General features: G+C 53.8%; 8 protein-coding genes. 6 read left to right on the plus strand and 2 right to left on the minus strand.

Features of this window, described 5'->3' with window-relative positions:
- Window positions 1-45: 45 nt before the first annotated feature.
- Both AC23NW_RS27635 and AC23NW_RS27640 read right to left on the minus strand, forming a co-directional pair.
- Complete coding sequence (locus AC23NW_RS27635) at window positions 46-672, minus strand: polysaccharide deacetylase family protein (protein WP_487453600.1); 627 nt, start codon at window positions 670-672, stop codon at window positions 46-48.
- 86 nt (window positions 673-758) lie between these two features.
- On the minus strand, window positions 759-1,898 hold the full coding sequence (locus AC23NW_RS27640) for a glycosyltransferase (RefSeq protein WP_487453601.1): 1,140 nt from the start codon (window positions 1,896-1,898) through the stop codon (window positions 759-761).
- 151 nt (window positions 1,899-2,049) lie between these two features.
- Here AC23NW_RS27640 and ruvC point away from each other — a divergent pair, with 151 nt between their 5' ends.
- From ruvC to AC23NW_RS27670, 6 genes are all read left to right on the plus strand, one after another.
- Window positions 2,050-2,628, plus strand: coding sequence for a crossover junction endodeoxyribonuclease RuvC (gene ruvC / locus AC23NW_RS27645; RefSeq protein ID WP_487453603.1), 579 nt, complete (start codon window positions 2,050-2,052; stop codon window positions 2,626-2,628).
- Between the two features lie 331 nt (window positions 2,629-2,959).
- Window positions 2,960-3,313 carry an SdrD B-like domain-containing protein gene (locus tag AC23NW_RS27650; protein WP_487453604.1) on the plus strand — a complete coding sequence of 118 codons (354 nt, stop codon included), beginning with the start codon at window positions 2,960-2,962 and terminating at the stop codon, window positions 3,311-3,313.
- On the plus strand, window positions 3,310-9,954 hold the full coding sequence (locus AC23NW_RS27655; protein ID WP_487453605.1) for a beta strand repeat-containing protein: 6,645 nt from the start codon (window positions 3,310-3,312) through the stop codon (window positions 9,952-9,954). The genes AC23NW_RS27650 and AC23NW_RS27655 overlap by 4 nt, the downstream gene beginning before the upstream one ends.
- Before the next feature lie 229 nt (window positions 9,955-10,183).
- A complete protein-coding gene (locus AC23NW_RS27660; RefSeq protein WP_487453607.1) occupies window positions 10,184-15,982 on the plus strand; it encodes an SdrD B-like domain-containing protein in 5,799 nt (1,932 codons plus the stop codon).
- Window positions 15,983-16,177: 195 nt separating this feature from the next.
- Window positions 16,178-17,314 carry a DUF11 domain-containing protein gene (locus AC23NW_RS27665; RefSeq protein WP_487453609.1) on the plus strand — a complete coding sequence of 379 codons (1,137 nt, stop codon included), beginning with the start codon at window positions 16,178-16,180 and terminating at the stop codon, window positions 17,312-17,314.
- Window positions 17,315-17,744: 430 nt separating this feature from the next.
- Window positions 17,745-23,084 (plus strand): SdrD B-like domain-containing protein, encoded by a 5,340-nt coding sequence (locus AC23NW_RS27670; RefSeq protein ID WP_487453611.1) that lies wholly within the window; start codon window positions 17,745-17,747, stop codon window positions 23,082-23,084.
- The last annotated feature ends 139 nt before the right edge of the window (window positions 23,085-23,223 follow it).

Here is a 23,223-nt window from a genome sequence, read left to right on the forward strand (position 1 = left end):
CTTATCAGGAAGAAGAAGGCGTTGCCGGTTCAGCTGATATACGGATTATGCATAAACCGGCTGGGGCAGGGCCTGAAACCGGTAACCGCGTTCGCTGAAGTGCGACAACATACGTGGCAGCGCATACCGCATATTGGGCCAGGCTTTCCAGCTGTCGTGAAAGACGACGATAGAGCCCGGTTCGGTATATTGTATGGTTTTCCGTAAGCAGGTTTGCGGGGCCATTGACTGATCAAAATCACCGGACAACACATCCCACATCACAACGGCATATTGATCGAGTAACTGAGCCGCCTGGCTTTTTTTGATGCGGCCATAGGGCGGACGGAAAAACGGGGTATCGAAGCCGATTTCCTGCTGACAGCGTTGTATATTTTCAAGATAGGTCACGTCTTCATTCTTCCATCCGTTGAGATGATTGAAGGTATGATTGCCGATATAGTGACCGGCTTCAATCACCTTATAGAAAATATCGCGGTGCTTCCGCACGTTATCGCCGATACAGAAAAAGGTTGCCTGAGCCGCATACCTGTCCAGCTGCTCCAGTACAAATTCTGTGACCTCAGGGATGGGGCCATCATCAAATGTCAGGTAAATAATCCGCTCTGAATCATCGGATTTCCACCAGAAGTCCGGATAGATACTCCGGAGCAGACAATTAGATTTGTGCAAAAAGAATGACAAGGTCGTTCGCAGTCTGTGAGGCCCGCCGGAGACGGTAAAGCAGCCGGTACAAAGACCGGTACCTCCATCAGGCTTCAGTTAAGTTTTCTTCCTTTCCACTGGTATCCTTTGCCCTGGGCGGCTAATCCGAAAAAAACAACGTAAAACGGGTAAACCACCGCCGTTAAAAAGATGGCGGGTATCAGTGATTTTTTTTGTAAAAAAAGAAGAATTTGCCGTAAGTACAAAAACTCCGGCAAAACCTTTAGCAACAGGCTTATCATAAACCATTTGCCGGTGATAAGGCCGGCCAGCCAGCACCCCAGACCGATAAGTGGCATCAGGTTACTCAGAAAAATAAAAACGGCCAGCACCGATGGCCAGCGGCTCTGGTAAGCCTGCCATTTGCTGGCCCAGCGCCGCCGCTGATTATAAAACGCCGTCAGTGACTGATGGGCTTCCGTCAAGACAATGGCGTCCGGATTTTTCAGGAAACGAACCCCCGACGGATATTTCCGGGCAATTTTATGCATCAGAAACTCATCGTCGCCAGAAGCCAGGTGATCAACACCGGCAAAGCCGCCGACTTCGTGAAAAACGGCTTTTTCGTAGCAAAGGTTTGCTCCGTTACACATCGTCGGGACGCCTGCGTGCAGCGTTGTGGCTCCCGAACCGATCAGGCTCGCAAATTCAACGGTTTGCAGGGCGGTAAACAGGCGTCCGGTAGCCGGGCCGGCCGGTGGCAGAAAGGTAACCGGCCCGCTGATGAGCCTGGCGCCGGTCTGCCGGTAAAAGACAGCCAGACTTTCCAGCCAGCCCGACCCCACCCGGCAGTCGCCGTCGGTGGTCACAATAAGATCGCCCGTAGCCTGGCGGATGCTTTGGGTAATCGCCCGTTTTTTAGGCGACGCCGTGCCGGTTTCCTGTAAGGGAAGCAGCGTCAGCGGAAAAGATGCGTTCCGGATGAACGCCTGTACAATGGCCGCAGTCTGATCAGTAGACGCGTCATCGGCGACAATCACGTCAAAATGCCGGTAGGTCTGCCGGTCAAGGTCGGCCAGCAAGTCCGCAATGCGGTCCGCTTCGTTCCGTACCGGAATAACCACCGAGAGCCGGGGTAGGGGAGAGGCCGGTTGACCGGCGTATAGGGACAAGGGTATGCGTAACCAGATGATCCAGAGCGTTATTGTAAAGAGGGCATACAGACCGGAGAACAGGAGCACAACACTGATCATAAAGTACTTTTCGGAATCGGTAACCGGTTTATGCCGGCTGCCAGGTCTGTGAACCGGCCACCGATATTTAGCCGGTACGGTAAAGAATCGGCCCGGAAATCGTTACTTTGCATAAAAGAAACCAGCCAACATGAGTGAACCGGCTAAAAATATGAACGTATCTGCTTCATCCACAGAAAAAATAATTCTTGGTGTTGACCCCGGAACCCAGATAGCCGGTTATGGCGTGGTTTTAATCCGTGGGAATGACATGACCATGTTGCAGTACGGCGTTATTAAACTCAGCAAATATACGACCTATCAGCTAAAGCTTCAGAAACTACACGAAACCATTATCCGGCTGATCGACGAACATGCGCCGGATGAGATGGCCATTGAAGATCCGTTTTTCGGGAAAAACGTGCAGGCGATGCTCAAACTAGGCCGTGCACAGGGAGTTGTTATGGCCGCTGCGTTGTCGCGGAATATTCCGATTGTCGAGTATGCACCCCGCCGGATTAAACAATCAGTAACCGGTAATGGCAACGCCAGTAAAGAGCAGGTTGCCCAAATGGTAGCTACCCTGCTGCATACCCAACTTGAACCGGAGTTCTTTGATGCTACCGATGCCCTGGCTATTGCGTTGTGCCATCACTTCCACGCAAATGCCTTGCCAACGCGCTCGACGAAGCAAACAAAGAAAGGCGGATGGGGCGCTTTTGTGAGCGAAAATCCTAACCGTATTTCCTGAAAGCAGGCTTTTGGCAAAATTCAGCCGGTAGGCATTTTTATTAATCTGTATGGCATACTATTTGATAGGCCGGCCGCTGAAATTCTGTTTTAACACAGATACGCTGCTTGGTCTGGTATCTTTGTTTATGGCTTAATGGTTAAGGTGATTTTGGTGTTAAAGTAGTGATCTAATACTTTTCATTGGTAACATATGGCGTAATGTTACTAGATTGGCCTAATTCTTGTCCTTTAAGGAAGCATACTTGCTTATTCCTTTGCGGACAATTATGAGAAAAAATTATTTACGCTCACTTAAGCGCTGCCTGTGTGTACCTGAACGCATTTTTATAATGCTTCTGCTACTACTTGGCGCGTCGGGATTAACACAAGCGCAAACCATTTCCGGAATCGTATACCGTGACTTTAATGGTGACGGTGTATACCAGAGTACACCAAGTTCAGGTACGTATACGTACGGGGAGCCCGGAGTCAGCGGAGTGGTGATACGCGCCTACAACACCAGCGGCGTTCTGGCTGGTTCGGCTACGTCGGGTAGCAGCGGTTCTTACACGATATCGGCCAGCGGAAGCGGCCCGTATCGGGTAGAATATACTATTCCGGCGACACTCAGTTACCTCAATGAAGGGTATTATAACGGAATCGCTTCCGGTACCTCGGTAGAGTTTGTGCTTCCGGGAGTGTGACGCTTAATTTCGGCGTAACTGGTTTAACTGACTATTGTCAGTCTACCCCTCCACTGGCAGTTCCTTGCTTTGTTAGTGGTGACCCGCTTTCAGCCACTACATCCGTAGGAACTGAAGCTGCCATTGTCAGTATTCCCTATAATTCTTCTGGTACAGGCCTTTCCGGAACGTATCTGGCTACCGCTGCGCAAGTCGGTAGTGTGTTTGGCGCTGCCTACCAGCGGGAAACGAAAAAGCTCTTTACTGCTGCCTTTATGAAACGCCATGTCGGGCTTGGCACTGCCGGGCTGGGTGGTATTTATGTGACGAATATGGCCGGTAACACACCGGCAAACAGTGTATATGTTGACCTGGAAAGTGCACCTTTCAGTCTTTCATTAGGGGCCTCGACGATTGCTTCCCGCGTGTTACCAGGTAGCGGTACAACATCCAGCAATGACCCGCTGGCCTTTGATGCCGTTGGTAAAATCGGATTAGGGGGTATGGCTCTCTCAACCGACGGACGGACTTTATATATTGTTGACTTATTTAACCGGCAACTGTTAGCGCTGGCTATTGGTAACCCCGCCAAAACATCGTTTCTGGCATCTGACCTGACCAAAATTGCCATCCCGAATCCAGGATGTACGAATGGGGTCGGCCGGCCGTTTGCCGTAAAAGTACATGATGGTAAAGTATATGTCAGTGTAATCTGTACGGCAGAAAACAGCGGTACCGCGAGTGATATGTATGCGCACATCTATGCAATGAATGAAGGAGCGACAACAATCCCGACGACGGCTGTCTTTAGTTTCCGCCTGAATTATGCCAAAGGGATGGTACATACGCAGGATGCGGCTCTGGGTGATGCCTGGGAGCCATGGACCAGCCAGTTTTCGGGGATTAACGCGGGAGCAATTATCAATCAAGATAATGCAGCCGGTACAACTGCTGATCCGTATTTTCAGCGGATGGCGCGTCCGCAACCGATGTTATCTGATATCGATTTTGCCGGTAACGGTGATATGATCCTGGGCTTCATGGATCGTGGCGGGCACCAGCTTGGGTATCGCCAGCGGAATACCACCTCCACAAGTACAGCAACATTGTACAATGGATACATTGGCGGCGACCTGTTACGGGCTGCCTACAATGGAACTGCGTGGGTACTGGAGAAAAATGGTTCAGTTGGAACATTAACCAGCACTGGCGCCGGTAACGGTCAGGGGCCTGGCACGCCGACAACTACTGGGTATACCACTCCTGCGGGTGAGTTTTATCGTACGGAAAATTTCTTTGGCTACTTTAATAGTAGTAACACTTACATCGAACTTCATCAGGAGACCTATATGGGTAGCAGTCTGGTCCTGCCGGGCAGTAATTATTTGATTGCTACCATTATGGATCCGCTGAATACATGGTCAGGCGGGTTTGGCTGGTACGATAACCGGACGGGTACGGATAACCGTCGTGCCGAAATTTATCGTACGCTTGGGGGCTCAGAACCAAACGGAACGACACTTGGTAAAGCCAACGGTCTTGGGGTAATCGAAGCACTCTGTTCACCGGCACCGATCATGATCGGTAACCGTGTCTGGAATGATACGAATGATAATGGTGTGCAGGATGCCGGTGAGGCCGGTATTCCAGGTGTTGTTGTAACCCTGAAAGGACCTGGATTAGGTACTAACGGCGTAACCGCCACCACAAACAGCAAAGGTGAATATTTCTTCAGTAACCTGTCTGTGGCAACAAGCACTTCGGCCGTAACCAATCTGACATTGACGTACGGTGGATCCTATTCTGTATGCTTCCCGACCAGCCTGAGTGCCGGTACGGTTTTGCTGAGTACGAAGCCGAATACTGCAACGGGTACTAATGCTACAAAAATTGATACGGATCCGAACACTGCCGGTGTCGTAGCGATTGTTGTTGGTCTGGGTGGTGAAAATGATTTTTCATTTGATGCCGGCTACGTAGCCGTGCCCCCGTGTTCTCTGTCGCTGGCTGTAACACCAGGCACCTGCCAGTCGGCAACGAATACATATGTGGTCTCCGGCACACTGTCTATTACTAACGGCGTGGCGCAGACAATCGTTATTTCTGACGACAGCCCGGCTACCAATGCGTCGAGTATTACCGTGACAGCAACGGCCAGTACTACTGCTGTACCATTCTCGCTGACGGGGATTAAGAGTGGCACCGGTTTCCATACAATTACGGTTACGTCATCGGCTACCTTATGTGGTACAACAAGTAAGACGTACACAGCTCCGGGGGGCTGTCTGCTGGCATGTCCGGGTAACCTCCTGGCAAATGCCAGCTTTGAACAGGGTTTACCTTCTACGCCAACAGCCACAACAACTGTTACGCCGCCGCCGTCATGGACAGGTGGTTTAGCGGAAATGAATCCGACGGGTAACTTTAATGCTCCGGACGGATATGCATATGCCTACACAAGTGGTACAAGTACATCAATGTGTCAGAGCGTTTCGGCCAATGTCGGCTCAATTTATACATTGACGTTCTTTGCCGGTGTGCATCAGGCAAACGGTCAGACTGTGACACTACAATTCCTGAATGGTTCTTCATTGGTTGGTTCGCCAAAAGCCTTTACGATTACAAATCTGTTGAGCACAGGCAGTTTCGGAGGACCATACACACTGGTATCAGACGTAGCACCGGCTGGAACAAACCTGATCCGTGTCTGCGCAGTCGGTACCGGAACGGGTGGTAATACCGATGCGAACAGATGGGCAAAAGTGGATGCCATGTGTCTGACGGAAGAGAAAACCTGTCAGATGACACTATCCGTAACACCAGCCGCCTGTAATCCGGTAACTAATCTGTACACAGTTAGCGGTACGATTAGCCTGAGCAGCAGCCCGGCTACCAGCCTGACGATTACAGATGGTACTAAATCGACAGTAATTAGCATAACGGCTGGTCAGTCAACGGCTTCTTTTTCGCTGACAGGCTTGAACTCAGGTAGTGGCAACCATACTGTAACAGTTATTTCGTCAGGAACTACCTGCGGAACAGTAAGCCGTACATATGCTGCACCGGCAAGCTGCACGGTAGCGGCTTCAGTAGCGGTGAACTCGGCAACTATTTGCTATGGAACATCAACAACATTGACGGCAACAGGCTGTGCCAGCGGAACATTGACATGGTCTAATGGCACGACGGGCACCAGCCTGGTGACGCCGAACCTGACGCAGACAACAAATTATACGGTAACCTGTACGACTGTCAGTCAAACAACCTCGGCAGTGGGTACAGTAACCGTCATGCCACAGCCGGTACTGAGCCTGCAAGCCAGTTCAACGAATGTGACGGTAGGAACACCGGTAAGTATTTCGGCCATCGGTTGTGTGGGCACATTGACGTGGTCAACGGGTCAGAACGGCAGCACTATCAATGTGACGCCGACGGCTAACACGCAGACCTACTCAGCGACGTGTACGACGGGTCCGGGCTGTTTGACAACGGCGTCGGTGACGGTCAATACGCAGCCGGCAGCGAGTTTAGTGGTTGTCTCGGCGACGGTGTGCTACGGCAGTTCGGCGACGCTGACGGCCTCAGGCTGCAACAATGGTACGGTAACGTGGTCAAACGGCACGACGGGTAACAGCCTGGTAACGCCGAATCTGACGCAGACGACTAATTACACAGCGACGTGTACGACGCAGACCGGTTCGGCTACCTCGGTAGTGGGTACGGCGACGGTGATGCCACAGCCGGTACTGAGCCTGCAAGCCAGTTCAACGAATGTGACGGTAGGAACACCGGTAAGTATTTCGGCCATCGGTTGTGTGGGCAATGTGACGTGGTCAACGGGCCAGAACGGCAGCACTATCAATGTGACGCCGACGGCTAACACGCAGACCTACTCAGCGACGTGTACGACGGGTCCGGGCTGTTTGACAACGGCGTCGGTGACGGTCAATACGCAGCCGGCAGCGAGTTTGGTGGTTGTCTCAGCGACGGTGTGCTACGGCAGCAGCGCGACGCTGACGGCCTCAGGCTGCAACAATGGTACGGTAACGTGGTCAAACGGCACGACGGGGGCCAGTCTGGTGACGCCGAACCTGACGCAGACAACAACTTATACAGCGACTTGTACCACTCAGACCGGTTCGGCTACCTCGGTATTGGGTACGGCGACGGTCATGCCACAGCCGGTACTGAGCCTGCAAGCCAGTTCAACGAATGTGACGGTAGGAACACCGGTGAGCATCTCGGCCATCGGTTGTGTGGGCACATTGACGTGGTCAACGGGCCAGAACGGCAGCACGATCAATGTGACGCCGACGGCTAACACGCAGACCTACTCAGCCACGTGTACGACGGGTCCGGGCTGTTTGACAACGGCGTCGGTGACGGTGAATACGCAGCCGGCAGCGAGTTTGGTGGTTGTCTCGGCGACGGTGTGCTACGGCAGTTCGGCGACGCTGACGGCCTCGGGCTGTGCCAACGGTACGGTAACGTGGTCAAACGGCACGACGGGCACCAGCCTGGTGACGCCGAGCCTGACGCAGACGACCAATTATACAGCGACGTGTACGACGCAGACCGGTTCGGCTACCTCGGTAGTGGGCACGGCGACGGTAATGCCACAGCCGGTACTGAGCTTGTCAGCCAGTTCGACAAACGTGACGGTAGGAACACCGGTAAGTATTTCAGCCATCGGTTGTGTGGGCACCTTGACGTGGTCAACGGGCCAGAACGGCAGTACGATCAATGTGACGCCGACGGCTAACACGCAGACCTACTCAGCGACGTGTACGACGGGTCCGGGCTGTTTGACAACGGCGTCGGTGACGGTCAATACGCAGCCGGCAGCGAGTTTAGTGGTTGTCTCGGCGACGGTGTGCTACGGCAGTTCGGCGACGCTGACGGCCTCAGGCTGCAACAATGGTACGGTAACGTGGTCAAACGGCACGACGGGCACCAGCCTGGTAACGCCGAATCTGACGCAGACGACCAATTATACAGCGACGTGTACGACGCAGACCGGTTCAGCTACTACGGCAGTGGGCACGGCGACGGTGTTAGCGCCGGTCAGCCTGACGGTCAGCCGGACATCAGTTGCCAGCTCAACAGCGGTTACCATTTCGGCCCGCGGTTGTACAAACGGTACGCTGACCTGGTCGACAGGAGCGGCTGACAACGGCAAAACCAGCATTGTGGTACCATCAGCTGTAAGCGGAATTTACACCGTAACCTGCACCAGCGGCCCTGGTTGTGTGGCTACTGGCCGTATGATGGTGGGTAGTGCGGGGGCTAATGAGTTCACGGTCAATGATGCCGTGATCTGCGCTGGCCAGAGTGCTACACTAACGGCAACAGGCTGTCTGGGTAGTATCAGTTGGAGTGGCGCCGGTATCAGCGGACAGACAACAGCCAATGTAGTTGTGAATCCTGTACAAACGACATCCTACACTGCTGTTTGTAACAATGGAAACTCATCACAGGAGGTTGTTGCGCAGGTAACGGTTGCATCTGCGCCAAGTCTGACGCTCAGTGCCTCGCCATCGGCAATTACGCCTGGTCAGTCATCGACCTTGACAGTGGCCGGTTGTCAGAGTGGTACACTTGCCTGGTCGACGGGTAGCAGTGACAATGGAAAAACAAGTATTGTGGTTAGTCCGACCATGACCGCCAACTACAGCGTAACCTGCGCTGCCGGTCCGCAATGTGTGGGAGCCGCCAACATTACGGTAACGGTCGGTCAATCACTGACGCCGATCCTGTCACTGGATAAGCTGGTGAATAAATCGAAAGCACAGCCGGGTGAGCTGTTGACCTATACCATCGTGGTAGCCAACACTGGTACAGGGCCTGCCAATAACGTAATTGTTCGTGATTCGATTAGTTCGGGTCTGACCATTCTGCCTGCTTCGGTTACTACCTCGGTTGCCAATAGTTATACTTTAGGCAGTCCAATCAGCCTCTGGAATATTACGACCCTGCCCGCCAATAGTACAGCCATAATTATCTTCTCGGCCAGTGCAGAAACCGAAGGTGTGGTGTACAACAAGGCGATGATTCCGGGTGATACAGCAAGCGTCTGTACGTCCATTCCGATCAAGGTATGTAAAGGCACGAACTATGCGATCGAGCTGTCAGCGCCTGCCGGTTATATCCGCTATCAGTGGTTCCGCCGGTCAGGGACCAGTCAGGAAGTGCTGGTCTATGACGGAGAGGTAAGCAGTTACACAGCCACGGCTGCGGATGAATACCGGGTGGTGGTGAACGATGTACAGGGTAAGTGTCCGGATCTGTCGTGTTGTCCGGCAATCATCGAAGAAGACAGTATTCCGGTCTTTACGGTGATGGCCAAATCGCCGACGTGTGTGTCTAACCAGCCGCAGCCAAATGGTACGCTGACGGTGATGGGCCTGGGCACGAGTGTTAGCGGTTACAGCTATGCCGTTTCGGAAGGCAGCAGCTTCACGGTAGCCAATCCGACATTGCAAAGCCTGCCTCCGACTGGGGTAGTGGCCAGCGGATTGAGTGCGGCGAAGAGCTACACGGTGCGTATCTACAACCAGCTGGGTTGTTACCGTGATGTGACGGTAACGCTGACGGTCAACTGTGCGTGTCCGCCGGAAATCTGTGTACCGGTTAGCATCAAAAAGACCAAAACACGGATATGATTAATAACAATCAATAAATTTTTTCTTCCCCTGACCAGTACATTCTGGTCAGGGGATTTTTTTATAACTAATTGATTCTGTTTATCTCTTTTACGTTTTAAAAGGCATGTTACTACTTGATACGTTTTTATGTTACCGGTAACATATGAGTTTTATTTGTTTTGTTGGCGTGGTTTTTGTCTGAAGCTGGGATTACATACTTGTAATTCTTTTCAGGATAACCATGAATATGATTTGTTTACGCACATTATTGAGCGGGTATCATTCCTGCAGACAGTTGTTGGTCTGGCTGGTTTGTGTGGCAGGGCTCTCAGGGGCTGTGCAGGCACAGAATATTTCCGGTATAGTCTACAGGGACTATAACGGGAACGGAACATACCAGAGTACCCCGGCATCCGGCACGTATACCTACGGTGAACCGGGAGTCGGCGGGGTAATTATTAAAGCGTACAATACGAGTGGGGTGTTGGCAGGCTCTGCCACATCGGGTAGTACAGGCTCGTATTCTATTACGGCAAGCGGGAGCGGACCGTATCGGGTGGAATATACGATTCCATCAACCCTTAGCTATTTGGGAGAGGGTTATTACAACGGAAATGCCTCCGGGACATCGGTAGAGTTTGTCTCGTCCGGAACTGTAACACTAAACTTTGGTGTAAGTAGTCTGACTGATTACTGCCAGTCAACACCTCCGCTCGCTATTCCCTGTTTTGTTGTGGGGGATCCGCTGTCAGCTACGAGTACCGTATCGACAGAAGTTGCCCTGGTCAGTGTGCCATATAATTCATCGGGAACAGGCATAGCGGGTACGAAACTGGCCAATGCCAAAGAACTGGGTAGTGTTTTTGGCGCGGCGTATCAGCGGGAGTCGAAGAAACTGTTTACGGCTGCTTTTATGAAACGCCACGTCGGGCTCGGAACGGCCGGCCTGGGTGGTATTTATGTGACGAATATGTCAGGTAGCGCACCGGCAAATGGTGTTTATGTTGATCTTGAGAGTGCTCCATTTAGTTTATCCTTAGGTGCATCTGATATTGCGGCGCGGGTCCTTCCCGGAGATGGTGCTGTTACCAGTAATGACCCTTTGGGATTTGATGCCGTGGGTAAAATCGGTTTAGGCGGTATGACTCTGTCAACCGATGGACGTGTTTTATATGTAGTTGATTTGTTTAACCGGCAGCTATTGGCCCTGTCTATTGGTAATCCCGCTAAAACAACAGTACAGGCTTCGGATCTAACGAAAATAGCTATCCCGAATCCTGGCTGTACGAATGGTGTGGGCCGCCCGTTTGCGGTAAAGGTTTACAACGGAAAAGTATACGTTGGTGTAGTTTGTACCGCTGAAAATGGCGGAACGGCAAACGATATGTTTGCCTATGTATATGCGATGGATGAGGGAGCTACAACAATCCCGTCGACAGCGGTGTTTAGCTTCCGCCTGAATTATGCCAAAGGCATGATTCATACACAGGATGCCCCGCTGGGCGATTCATGGGAGCCTTGGGTAAGTCAGTTTGCCGGAATTAATCTGGGCTCGATAACGAATACATCTTCAGCCGGTACCGCTACTGATCCGTTCTTTCGCCGGTCGGCCCGACCACAGCCGATGTTATCGGATATTGATTTTACTGGTAACGGAGACATGGTATTGGGTTTTATGGATCGTGGCGGCCATCAGTTGGGTTTTCGTCAGCGGAACACCACACAGACTACCTCAACTACACTCCTGAACGGGTACATCGGAGGCGACCTGTTACGGGCAACCTACAACGGAACTGCGTGGGTCCTGGAGAAGAACGGCACTGTTGGTACACTGACCAGTGCTGGTGCCGGTAACAGTCAGGGTCCTGGAACACCGACCAGTACGACTTATACTAACCCGTCCGGTGAATTTTATTACACAGATGCTTACAGTGGTTATTTAAGTTCAAGTATGCCTAATGTGGAGATACATCAGGAAACGTATATGGGTAGTAGCCTGATTCTGCCCGGGAGTAATTATTTGATATCCACGATGATGGACCCACTTAATACCTGGTCTGGCGGAATTGCCTGGTTTGATAACCGTACAGGTGCAGACAACCGGCGGGCAGAAATTTACCGGACATTAGGCGGTAGTGCAGCCAATGATGTGACCTTGGGAAAAGCAAACGGATTAGGCTTGATTGAAGCACTTTGCTCACCGGCACCGGTTATGATTGGCAACCGTGTTTGGAATGATACAAATAATAACGGTGTTCAGGATGCCGGTGAGTCGGGTATTCCAGGGGTTGTTGTGACACTGAAAGGTCCGGGGCTTGCCGCTAATGGTGTGACTGCTACGACGAACAGTAAAGGTGAATACTATTTTAGTACAGCAACCGGTACCTCCAGTACGTCCGCTGTGCTGAACCTTTCTTTAACTTACGGGGGAGCATATTCGGTTTGCTTTCCAACAAGTGCAAGTGCTGGGGCGCTCTTGATCAGTGAAAATACGAATACAGCAACAGGTGATAATGCTGACAAAATTGATTCAGATCCTTCTGCAACCGGAGTTGTTACGCTGACAATCGGGGTAGGCGGAGAAAATGATTTCTCAATCGATGCGGCCTACTCGCTGATACCTCCTTGTTCAATGTCTCTCACCGTTTTGGCGGGTATTTGTAATGAGGTCACGAATACATATCCGGTTTCCGGAACGGTTAGCCTTGACAGTAGTCCGGCAACGAGCCTGACAATTACAGATGGAACAAAGTCAACGGTAATTAGTGTAACCGCAGGTCAAACGAGTGCTGTCTTTTCGCTAACCGGATTGAGTTCAGGCAGCGGTAAGCACACTGTTTCAGTAGTTGTAGCGGCGACTGCATGTGGAACTGTTAGTCAAACATATACGGCACCGGCAGCCTGTACCGTGGCTGCAACAATCGCTGTCGTTTCAGCCACGGTATGTTACGGCAGTTCGGCTACGCTGACGGCCTCGGGCTGCAACAACGGTACGGTGACGTGGTCGAACGGCACGACGGGCGCCAGCCTGGTGACGCCGAATCTGACCCAGACAACAACCTATACAGCGACGTGTACCACTCAGGGCGGCTCGGCCACCTCGGCAGTGGGTACGGCGACGGTGATGCCACAGCCGGTGCTGAGTCTGCAAGCCAGTTCAACGAATGTGACGGTAGGAACACCGGTAAGCATCTCGGCCATCGGTTGTGTGGGCACATTGACGTGGTCAACGGGTCAGAACGGAGCCAGCATCAGCGTGACGCCAACGGCTAACACGCAAACCTACTCAGCCACATGTACGACAGGCCCTGCGTGTGTGACGACGGCGTCGGTGACGGTGAATACCCAGCCGGCAGCGAGTTTAGTGGTTGTCTCGGCGACGGTATGCTACGGCAGTTCGGCTACGCTGACGGCCTCGGGCTGCAACAACGGTACGGTGACGTGGTCGAACGGCACGACGGGGGCCAGCCTGGTGACGCCGAATCTGACGCAGACAACAACCTATACAGCGACCTGTACGACTCAGGGCGGCTCGGCTACCACGGCAGTAGGCACGGCGACGGTGATGCCACAGCCGGTGCTGAGTCTGCAAGCCAGTTCGACAAACGTGACGGTAGGAACACCGGTAAGCATCTCGGCCATCGGTTGTGTGGGCACATTGACGTGGTCAACGGGTCAGAACGGAGCCAGCATCAGCGTGACGCCAACGGCTAACACGCAAACCTACTCAGCCACGTGTACGACAGGCCCTGCGTGTGTGACGACGGCGTCGGTGACGGTGAATACCCAGCCGGCAGCGAGTTTGGTGGTTGTCTCGGCGACGGTATGCTACGGCAGTTCGGCGACGCTGACGGCCTCGGGCTGCAACAACGGTACGGTGACGTGGTCGAACGGCACGACGGGGGCCAGCCTGGTGACGCCGAATCTGACGCAGACAACAACCTATACAGCGACGTGTACCACTCAGGGCGGCTCGGCCACCTCGGCAGTGGGTACGGCGACGGTGATGCCACAGCCGGTGCTGAGTCTGCAAGCCAGTTCAACGAATGTGACGGTAGGAACACCGGTAAGCATCTCGGCCATCGGTTGTGTGGGCACATTGACGTGGTCAACGGGTCAGAACGGAGCCAGCATCAGCGTGACGCCAACGGCTAACACGCAAACCTACTCAGCCACGTGTACGACAGGCCCTGCGTGTGTGACGACGGCGTCGGTGACGGTGAATACCCAGCCGGCAGCGAGTTTGGTGGTTGTCTCGGCGACGGTATGCTACGGCAGTTCGGCGACGCTGACGGCCTCGGGCTGCAACAACGGTACGGTGACGTGGTCGAACGGCACGACGGGGGCCAGCCTGGTGACGCCGAATCTGACCCAGACAACAACTTATACAGCGACCTGTACGACGCAGACCGGTTCGGCTACTACGGCAGTGGGCACGGCGACGGTAATGCCACAGCCGGTGCTGAGTCTGCAAGCCAGTTCAACGAATGTGACGGTAGGAACACCGGTAAGCATCTCGGCCATCGGTTGTGTGGGCACATTGACGTGGTCAACGGGTCAGAACGGAGCCAGCATCAGCGTGACGCCAACGGCTAACACGCAAACCTATTCGGCCACGTGTACGACAGGACCGGCATGTTTGACGACGGCGTCGGTGACGGTCAATACGCAGCCGGCGGCGAGTTTAGTGGTTGTCTCGGCGACGGTATGTTACGGCAATTCGGCGACGCTGACGGCCTCGGGCTGCAACAACGGTACGGTAACGTGGTCGAACGGCACGACGGGCACCAGCCTGGTGACGCCGAATCTGACGCAGACGACCAATTATACAGCGACGTGTACGACGCAGACCGGTTCGGCTACCACGGCAGTGGGCACGGCGACGGTCATGCCACAGCCGGTGCTGAGCCTGCAAGCCAGTTCAACGAATGTGACGGTAGGAACACCGGTAAGTATCTCGGCCATCGGTTGTGTGGGCAATGTGACGTGGTCAACGGGCCAGAACGGAGCCAGCATCAGCGTGACGCCAACGGCTAACACGCAAACCTATTCGGCCACGTGTACGACAGGCCCTGCGTGTGTGACGACGGCGTCGGTGACGGTGAATACCCAGCCGGCAGCGAGTTTGGTGGTTGTCTCGGCGACGGTATGCTACGGCAGTTCGGCGACGCTGACGGCCTCGGGCTGCAACAACGGTACGGTGACGTGGTCGAACGGCACGACGGGGGCCAGCCTGGTGACGCCGAATCTGACCCAGACAACAACTTATACAGCGACCTGTACGACGCAGACCGGTTCGGCTACCACGGCAGTGGGCACGGCGACGGTGATGCCACAGCCGGTGCTGAGTCTGCAAGCCAGTTCGACAAACGTGACGGTAGGAACACCGGTAAGCATCTCGGCCATCGGTTGTGTGGGCACATTGACGTGGTCAACGGGTCAGAACGGAGCCAGCATCAGCGTGACGCCAACGGCTAACACGCAAACCTATTCGGCCACGTGTACGACAGGACCGGCATGTTTGACGACGGCGTCGGTGACGGTCAATACGCAGCCGGCGGCGAGCTTAGTGGTTGTCTCAGCCACGGTATGCTACGGCAGTTCGGCTACGCTGACGGCCTCGGGCTGCAACAACGGTACGGTGACGTGGTCGAACGGCACGACGGGCGCCAGCCTGGTGACGCCGAATCTGACGCAGACAACAACCTATACAGCGACGTGTACCACTCAGGGCGGCTCAGCCACCACGGCAGTGGGCACGGTTACAGTGATGGTGCCGGTCAGCCTGACGGTCAGCCGGACATCAGTTGCCAGCTCAACAGCGGTTACCATTTCGGCCCGCGGTTGTACAAACGGTACGCTGACCTGGTCGACGGGAGCGGTTGACAATGGTAAAACCAGTATTGTTGTACCGGCAGCGGTTAGTAGTATTTATACTGTAACCTGTACCAGCGGACCGGGTTGTAAGGCCGCCGGCCGGATTATGGTTGGAAATGCAGGTGCGAATGAGTTCACGGTCAATGACGCCGTGATCTGTGCCGGGTAGAGTGCTACACTGACATCAACCGGATGTCTGGGCAGCATCAGCTGGAGCGGGAATGGTATCAACGGGCAGACAACGGCTAGTGTAGTCATAAATACGACACAAACAACGTCGTACACCGCCATCTGTACTAACGGATCTTCGGTTATTGAGGTGGCGGCGCAAGTGACGGTCGCGTCTGCTCCGGTTCTGACAGCCATGGCATCACCATCGGCAATTACGCCTGGTCAGTCATCGACCTTGACAGTGGCCGGTTGTCAGAGTGGTACACTTGCCTGGTCGACGGGTAGTAGTGACAATGGAAAAACAAGTATTGTGGTTAGTCCGACCATGACCGCCAACTACAGCGTAACCTGTGTTGCTGGTCCGCAATGTGTGGGAGTCGCCAACATTACGGTAACGGTCGGTCAGTCGCTGACACCAAGCCTGTCACTGGAGAAACTGGTGAATAAATCGAAAGCACAGCTGGGTGAGCTGTTGACGTATACCATCGTGGTAGCCAACACCGGCACGGGTGCGGCCAATAACGTAATTGTCCGTGATTCGATCAGTTCGGGTCTGACCATCTTGCCTGGGTCTGTAACAACATCGGTAGCCAACAGCTATACCTTAGGCAATCCGGTCAGTCTGTGGAATATAACCACATTGCCCGCTAATACAACCGCAACGATTGTGTTCTCAGCCAGCGCTACTGCTGAGGGGGTAGTGTACAACAAGGCGATGATTCCGGGTGATACAGCAAGCGTCTGTACGTCCATTCCGATCAAGGTATGTAAAGGCACGAACTATGCGATCGAGCTGTCAGCGCCTGCCGGTTATATCCGCTATCAGTGGTTCCGCCGGTCGGGGACCAGCCAGGAGGTAATGGTTTATGACGGCGTGCTGAGCAGTTATACAGCGACGGCGACGGGAGAGTACCGGGTGGTAGTGAACGATGTACAGGGTAAGTGCCCGGATCTGTCGTGCTGTCCGGCAATCATCGAAGAAGACAGTATTCCGGTCTTTACGGTGATGGCCAAATCGCCGACGTGTGTGTCTAACCAGCCGCAGCCAAATGGTACGCTAACGGTGATGGGCCTGGGCACGAGTGTTAGCGGTTACAGCTATGCCGTTTCGGAAGGCAGCAGCTTCACAGTAGCCAATCCGACGTTGCAAAGTCTGCCTCCGACTGGGGTAGTGGCCAGCGGATTGAGTGCGGCGAAGACCTACACGGTGCGTATCTACAACCAGCTGGGTTGTTACCGTGATGTGACGGTAACGCTGACGGTCAACTGTGCGTGTCCGCCGGAAATCTGCGTGCCAATAAGCATTAGAAAGACAAGAAACCGAATGTAACCAGTAACTGAACATGATCCTATAAAACCCCGAACGGATGTTTCCGTTCGGGGTTTTATTTTTACTTATTTGCCAGGGGGGGGGCACTTGTTGGCATACCTTTTGATTAAAAGAGGCTTGAAATAAATGTTAAAAGTATTTATTTTGATAAATATGTAAACTTATTGTATTGAATTGCTGAAATTGGTTAAAAATAAGCTTAAGGTAATCTTAAGTAGGAAATAGCCATTAGTTAGTGTATTTGGCATGACCATTGCCTGAAAAAAATATATTAAAAGTTTACGATTTTGTCCTCTCGGGAAACATTATGGAGCATTGTTTTACTGGTATTAAATCACCTGAAAATCGGCGAAGGATTTTTTGCCTTTTACTGCTTTTAGTGGGATATGGTTATCTGTCTGCCGAACTAAGAGCACAAACAATTTCGGGTGTGGTCTATCGCGATTTCAACAGCGATGGGGTACGAACTACGCCGGCAAGTGCTACGGGAGTATCGGCAGGGGATGTAGGTGTCCCTGGCATTGTCGTTACCGCTTATAGTAGTAATACAGCGACCTCACCATTGTCGGTTACCACCTCATCAACGGGTACGTATACGCTTACGACCGGCATAGGGCAGTTCCGGCTGGAGTTTACGAACCTGCCGCAGGGTGATCTGGGCAGCTTCCGGGGAACCGGTAACGGCACCAACGTTCAGTTTGTGACAGTGGCCACATCCGTTACGGGCATTAATTTCGGGATTAACTATCCGCAGAATTATTGCAGTACACAGGATCCTGAAGTGATCACAACCTGCTTTGTGTCCGGAACGCCGACTACGGCCACACCGCTCAGCAACACGGCACTGGCCGGAGGGCGGGACGTCATTGTGGGGGTACCTTACAGTACAACCGGTGACGCCAGACCGTCTCACAGCAGCATTGCCAATGCGTTGGCTGTCGGATCGGTTTGGGGGCTTACCTACAAAAAAACAACCCGGCAGCTTTTTTCGGCAGCTTTTCAGAAACGGCATGTAGGTTATGGTCCGGGCGGGCCGGGAGCGATCTATGTAACAACGCTGGGAACTAACCTGCAGTCGGGTACAACGGCGGCGACTCCTTTCTTTAACTTCAGTAACGTTGCCGGCGCCGCTACAACCGTGCACGGACCGTTATCGGTGTCGGCAGGAGAGGCCAGCTACGATATTCAGTCGTTCAGTCTGGTCGGTAAGGTCGGTTTGGGCGACATTGATATCTCGGACGATGAACAATATCTGTATGTAGTCAACCTGTTTAACCGGCGGCTATACCAACTCAATATTGCAACAAAGGATACGGTAAGTTTCAGCATTCCGAATAACTGTTCGACTGGTACGAGCTACCGGCCGTTTGCCGTTAAATACCACCGCGGAAAAGTTTATGTCGGTGTTGTCTGTACGCGGGAAGATGCGGTTGTTGCTGATGCCAATAATGATGGTGTTGCGGATACATACGGCCCGACAGCCGGATTGCAGGGGACCGTTTATGCCTATCAGATTACTGGTACTACGGCAACTACATCGGTAGCGCTGAGTTTTCCGATGAATTATCTGAAGGCGCCGACCAATGCGGATTACTCGATTGCTACGGCCCCTCAGGCACGGGCTGAATACTGGCGTCCATGGACGAATAGCTTCCGTGCCGACCGGTTGACCGGAGCAAATCCGGTGATTGCCAGTTATCCGCAGCCTTGGCTAACTGATATTGAATTTGATGTTAACGGCGATATGATTCTGGGCGTGCGCGACCGCTTTGGCGATCAGATGGGCTATCAGAATTATTTCCCGATTAGTGGCCTTACTGACTTTGTGAGTGTTATTTCGCCGGGTGAAATCCTGCGGGCCGGCAAATGTACGCCGGCTGACTCATGGACCATTGAAAGTAATGGGGCTACCTGTACCATTCCGGCCAATACAACTGCGCAGACTGCCGGTCAGGGGCCGGGGGGCGGTAAGTTCTATTGGGGCGACCGTGTACAGCAGGGGGCTAACCACCAGCTAAGCTCACTAGGGGGGCTGGCCGTACTGGGTGGTAGCGGCCAGGTAATTATGACCGCTATGGACCCAAACGATATTTTTAATACCGGCGGGGTAAAACGACTGGTCAATGCCACAGGGGCTAAAGCGGGCGAAAGTTTTACTACGGCTTCGCCGACTGCCGGTTTTTACCTTTATACTGATAACGACATTACTTCATACGGTAAAGCAAACGGTATTGGTGACGTCGAACTGTTATGTGGCCCGGCGCCGGTTCAGATCGGTAACCGCGTATGGTTCGATCAGAATCAGAACGGTATCCAGGATCCGGGCGAACAGCCAATTGCCGGTGCCGTTGTCCAGTTATATAACAGTGCCAAAACAACGGTGCTGGCATCGGTAACGACCAATGCCGCCGGTGAGTATTATTTCTCGTCGGCCAGCAGTTCGACGGTTACGTCAACCTCGGCAGCTGTCACCACCGCATTGACCTACAATACGGCCTATGCCGTTGTGATCAGTAGTCTGGGCACCGGTACAGTCGTAACCGGCAACTTCCTGTCGCTGACGAGTGTATCCCCGCGGCCCGGTGAAAGCTCAAGCATCAACTCCGGCACAACGATCAGTAATAACGATGCGGTTGTGGAAGCCAGCCGTCCGTGTGTCCGGTTTACGACCGGCAGCGAAGGCGGTGCCGTCCACAACTTTGACTTTGGTCTGACGGCGCCTTGTTACCTGTCACTGACCGTAACGCCGGGCGCCTGTAGCTCAGTTACCAACCAGTATACCCTGAGTGGTACTGTCAACTTTACCAACACGACAGCCGGCAGCGTAACCGTGAGTGTCGGTACAGCGTCAACGGTACTGAGCGTTTCGGCCGCGACTACATCGCTTCCGTTTACGTTAACCGGGCTGACCAGTGGTTTAGGGGTACGGACGGTTACGGTACTCTCATCGGCATCGGCCTGCGGAACGGCCAGCCTGACGTTCAACGCACCGGCTTCCTGCACGGTGCCGGCATCCGTGACGGCGTCTTCGGCCACGGTATGTGCGGGTTCACCGGCCAGTCTGACGGCTGCCGGGTGCTTAGGCACCATCCAGTGGACCGGTACGGGCATTACCGGTGGGGCAACCACATCGGTCGTAACCGTCGGTACATCAGCCAGCCTGACAGCACAGACTGTGGTTAGCTACACGGCTACCTGTGTTCTTTACAGTTCGACCGCTGTTTCTGTCGGTACCGTTACCATCGTACCGGTGCCGTCGCTGACCATCACCGCCGGACCGTCACAGACGGTTACGCAGGGTAGTGTGGTCAGTCTGACCATTGCCGGTTGCAGCGGCGGAACCTTGTCCGGTGCGGCATCAACCAGTGTGGCAGCGGTTACGGCTTCATTGGCGACAAATGTCTATTCATTCACCTGCGTACGGGCACCCGGTTGTACCGGAACCGCTTCTGTGACCATCACCACCCGGCCTCCAGCCAGTGTTACCGCCTCCAGCACCACCGTGTGTGCCGGCCAGCCGGCTACGCTGACAGCGACCGGCTGTGCAAACGGCACTGTAACGTGGAACGGTAACGGCGTCGTTAACTTTGCCGGTAACGTACTGAATGTTAATACGCCGTCCGGCATAACGGATACGTTTGTGCTGAGCTATACGGCTACCTGTACGGATGCGGCAACTGCTGTTTCTGCGGTCGGTAATGTCGTTGTGATACCAATCCCGAGCCTGACCCTGACGGCCTCCAGCCTGACAGTGGTGCAGGGTAGCATGGTTACCCTGACAACCCGGGGCTGTACGATGGGTACGATCACCGGCAGCGTTTCGTCCTCGTCGGCTCAGGTGATGGTGACCGGTACAACCAACGTTTATTCAGTTACCTGTACTAACCAGCCAAACTGTAGCGGCACGGCGTCCGTGACGGTGACAGGGATCCCGTCAACGTCGCTTACGGTGAGCAGCGCAACGGTATGTGCCGGCCAGACGGCGAGTCTGACGGCGGTTGGCTGTTCGAATACGGTAACGTTCAGTAATCCGGGTACCGGTACGGTCAACGGCAATGTCCTGACCGTGCAGACACCGGCAACGACGACGACACTGACCACACTGACGTATGTGGCTACCTGTACGACCAACGTTGAAACAACAACGGCCGTTGGCACCATTACCATTGTGCCGGTGCCGGACGTAACCATCTCGGCGCAGCGCAGTACAACAACCAGCAGTGTGACCCTGTCGGCAGCTGGTTGTCAGAACGGCACGCTGCTGTGGTCAACTGGCGAAGTAACGCCAACCATTGTGATAACATCCGGCGCGCTGACACTCTACTCGGTAACCTGTACAACCGGACCGAACTGTCAGGGTACTGACCAGGTGCGGATCGGTCAGGTGCCTCCGGTGCTGGATGTACTGGTCACCGGCGGGATTATCTGTAGCAACCAATCGGCTACCCTGACTGCCAGCGGCTGTACGGCCAGTCTGCTCTGGAACACCGGACAGACAACAGCAACCATCGTTGTGAATCCGGCAATAACTACGGTTTACTCCGTCAGTTGCTCGGATGACCTCAGCAGCGTCGTGGGTTCGGCAACGGTAATTGTTCAGGGAGCACCGGCAATCTCGTTAAGCGCCTCAAGTCCGTCGGTTACGCCGGGACAGAGCGTTACGATCACGGCAACTGGCTGCACAAGCGGCACGCTGGTGTGGTCAACCGGACCGGCGGCAACTGGTATGATGAGCATTGTAGACAGTCCGACGGCTACTACGACCTATACGGCTACCTGTACAACCGGACCGCAGTGCCAGTCAGTGGCGACGGTAACGGTGACGGTTATGCCACCGCAAACGCCTGTACTTACTGTTACCAAACTGGTCAGTGCGTCCCGCGCACGCCTGGGCGACATCATCTCCTATACGATTGTGCTGGCGAATACCGGTACCGGCGAAGCCACCAATATACAGGTGCGGGATTCGGTAAGCTACGGACTGGAGATTCTGACCGCGTCGGTGATGCCGTCGGTTGGTACGTATTCGCCGGGTTCGCCGGTGAGTGTGTGGGTGGTGCCATCGTTACCGGCCAACAGTACAGCTACCTTTACCTTCTCGGCGAGTGTAACGGCCGAAGGCGTTGTGTATAACAAGGCATCGGTACCGGGCAGTACGGCCTCGGCCTGTACAACCATTCCAATCCGTGTTTGCCAGGGGACAGACTACGCATTCCAGCTGAACGCACCGGAAGGTTACGCACGCTATCAATGGTTCCGTCGGGCTACCCCGACATCGGCCGAAACGGTTGTGTATGATGGTACATTGTCCAGCTTTACGGTAACACAGGCCGGTGAGTACCGTGTGGTGGTAAACGATGTACAGGGTCAGTGTCCGGATCTGTCCTGCTGTCCGTTTGTGATTGAAGAAGACAGTATTCCACAGTTCACCGTCATGGCGCAGTCGCCAAGCTGTGTAAATACGCAGCCCCAAGGGAATGGCAGTTTGACGATTATGGGCCTGGGCGCTGATCCGACGCAGTTTACCTATCAGGTATCGGCTGGTGCAACCTTTACGCCGGCAACGGCGCTGCCATCTGTGGCCGCTTCGGTACCGGCAAACGGGATTATTCTCAGCAATCTGAATACGACACAAACCTACACGGTGCGGGTTTATAACCAGCAAGGCTGTTTCCGCGACGTAACAGTTACGCTGTCAGTCAACTGTGCATGTCCGCCGCAAGTCTGCGTACCGGTATCAATCCGGAGAGTACGGGTTGTAAATCCATAACCGACTGGTAACGCTACGCAAAAAAGCTCTCCTCAGGAGAGCTTTTTTGCGTAATAGCAGCTGACGAAAATTAATATAAGGGCAAGCTGATGATGTAAAAAACGGAATCTGAAGAACCGAATGTATTCTGAAAATAAAT

The sequence above is a fragment of the Arsenicibacter sp. R0_47 genome (assembly GCF_057652235.1).

What these genes read in the sequence shown, in the direction of transcription:
- AC23NW_RS27640 (WP_487453601.1), bottom strand. Translation starts at nt 1,898, where the DNA reads ATGATCAGTGTTGTGCTCCTGTTCTCCGGTCTGTATGCCCTCTTTACA.
- ruvC (WP_487453603.1), top strand. Translation starts at nt 2,050, where the DNA reads ATGAACGTATCTGCTTCATCCACAGAAAAAATAATTCTTGGTGTTGAC.
- AC23NW_RS27650 (WP_487453604.1), top strand. Translation starts at nt 2,960, where the DNA reads ATGCTTCTGCTACTACTTGGCGCGTCGGGATTAACACAAGCGCAAACC.
- AC23NW_RS27660 (WP_487453607.1), top strand. Translation starts at nt 10,184, where the DNA reads ATGATTTGTTTACGCACATTATTGAGCGGGTATCATTCCTGCAGACAG.
- AC23NW_RS27665 (WP_487453609.1), top strand. Translation starts at nt 16,178, where the DNA reads ATGGCATCACCATCGGCAATTACGCCTGGTCAGTCATCGACCTTGACA.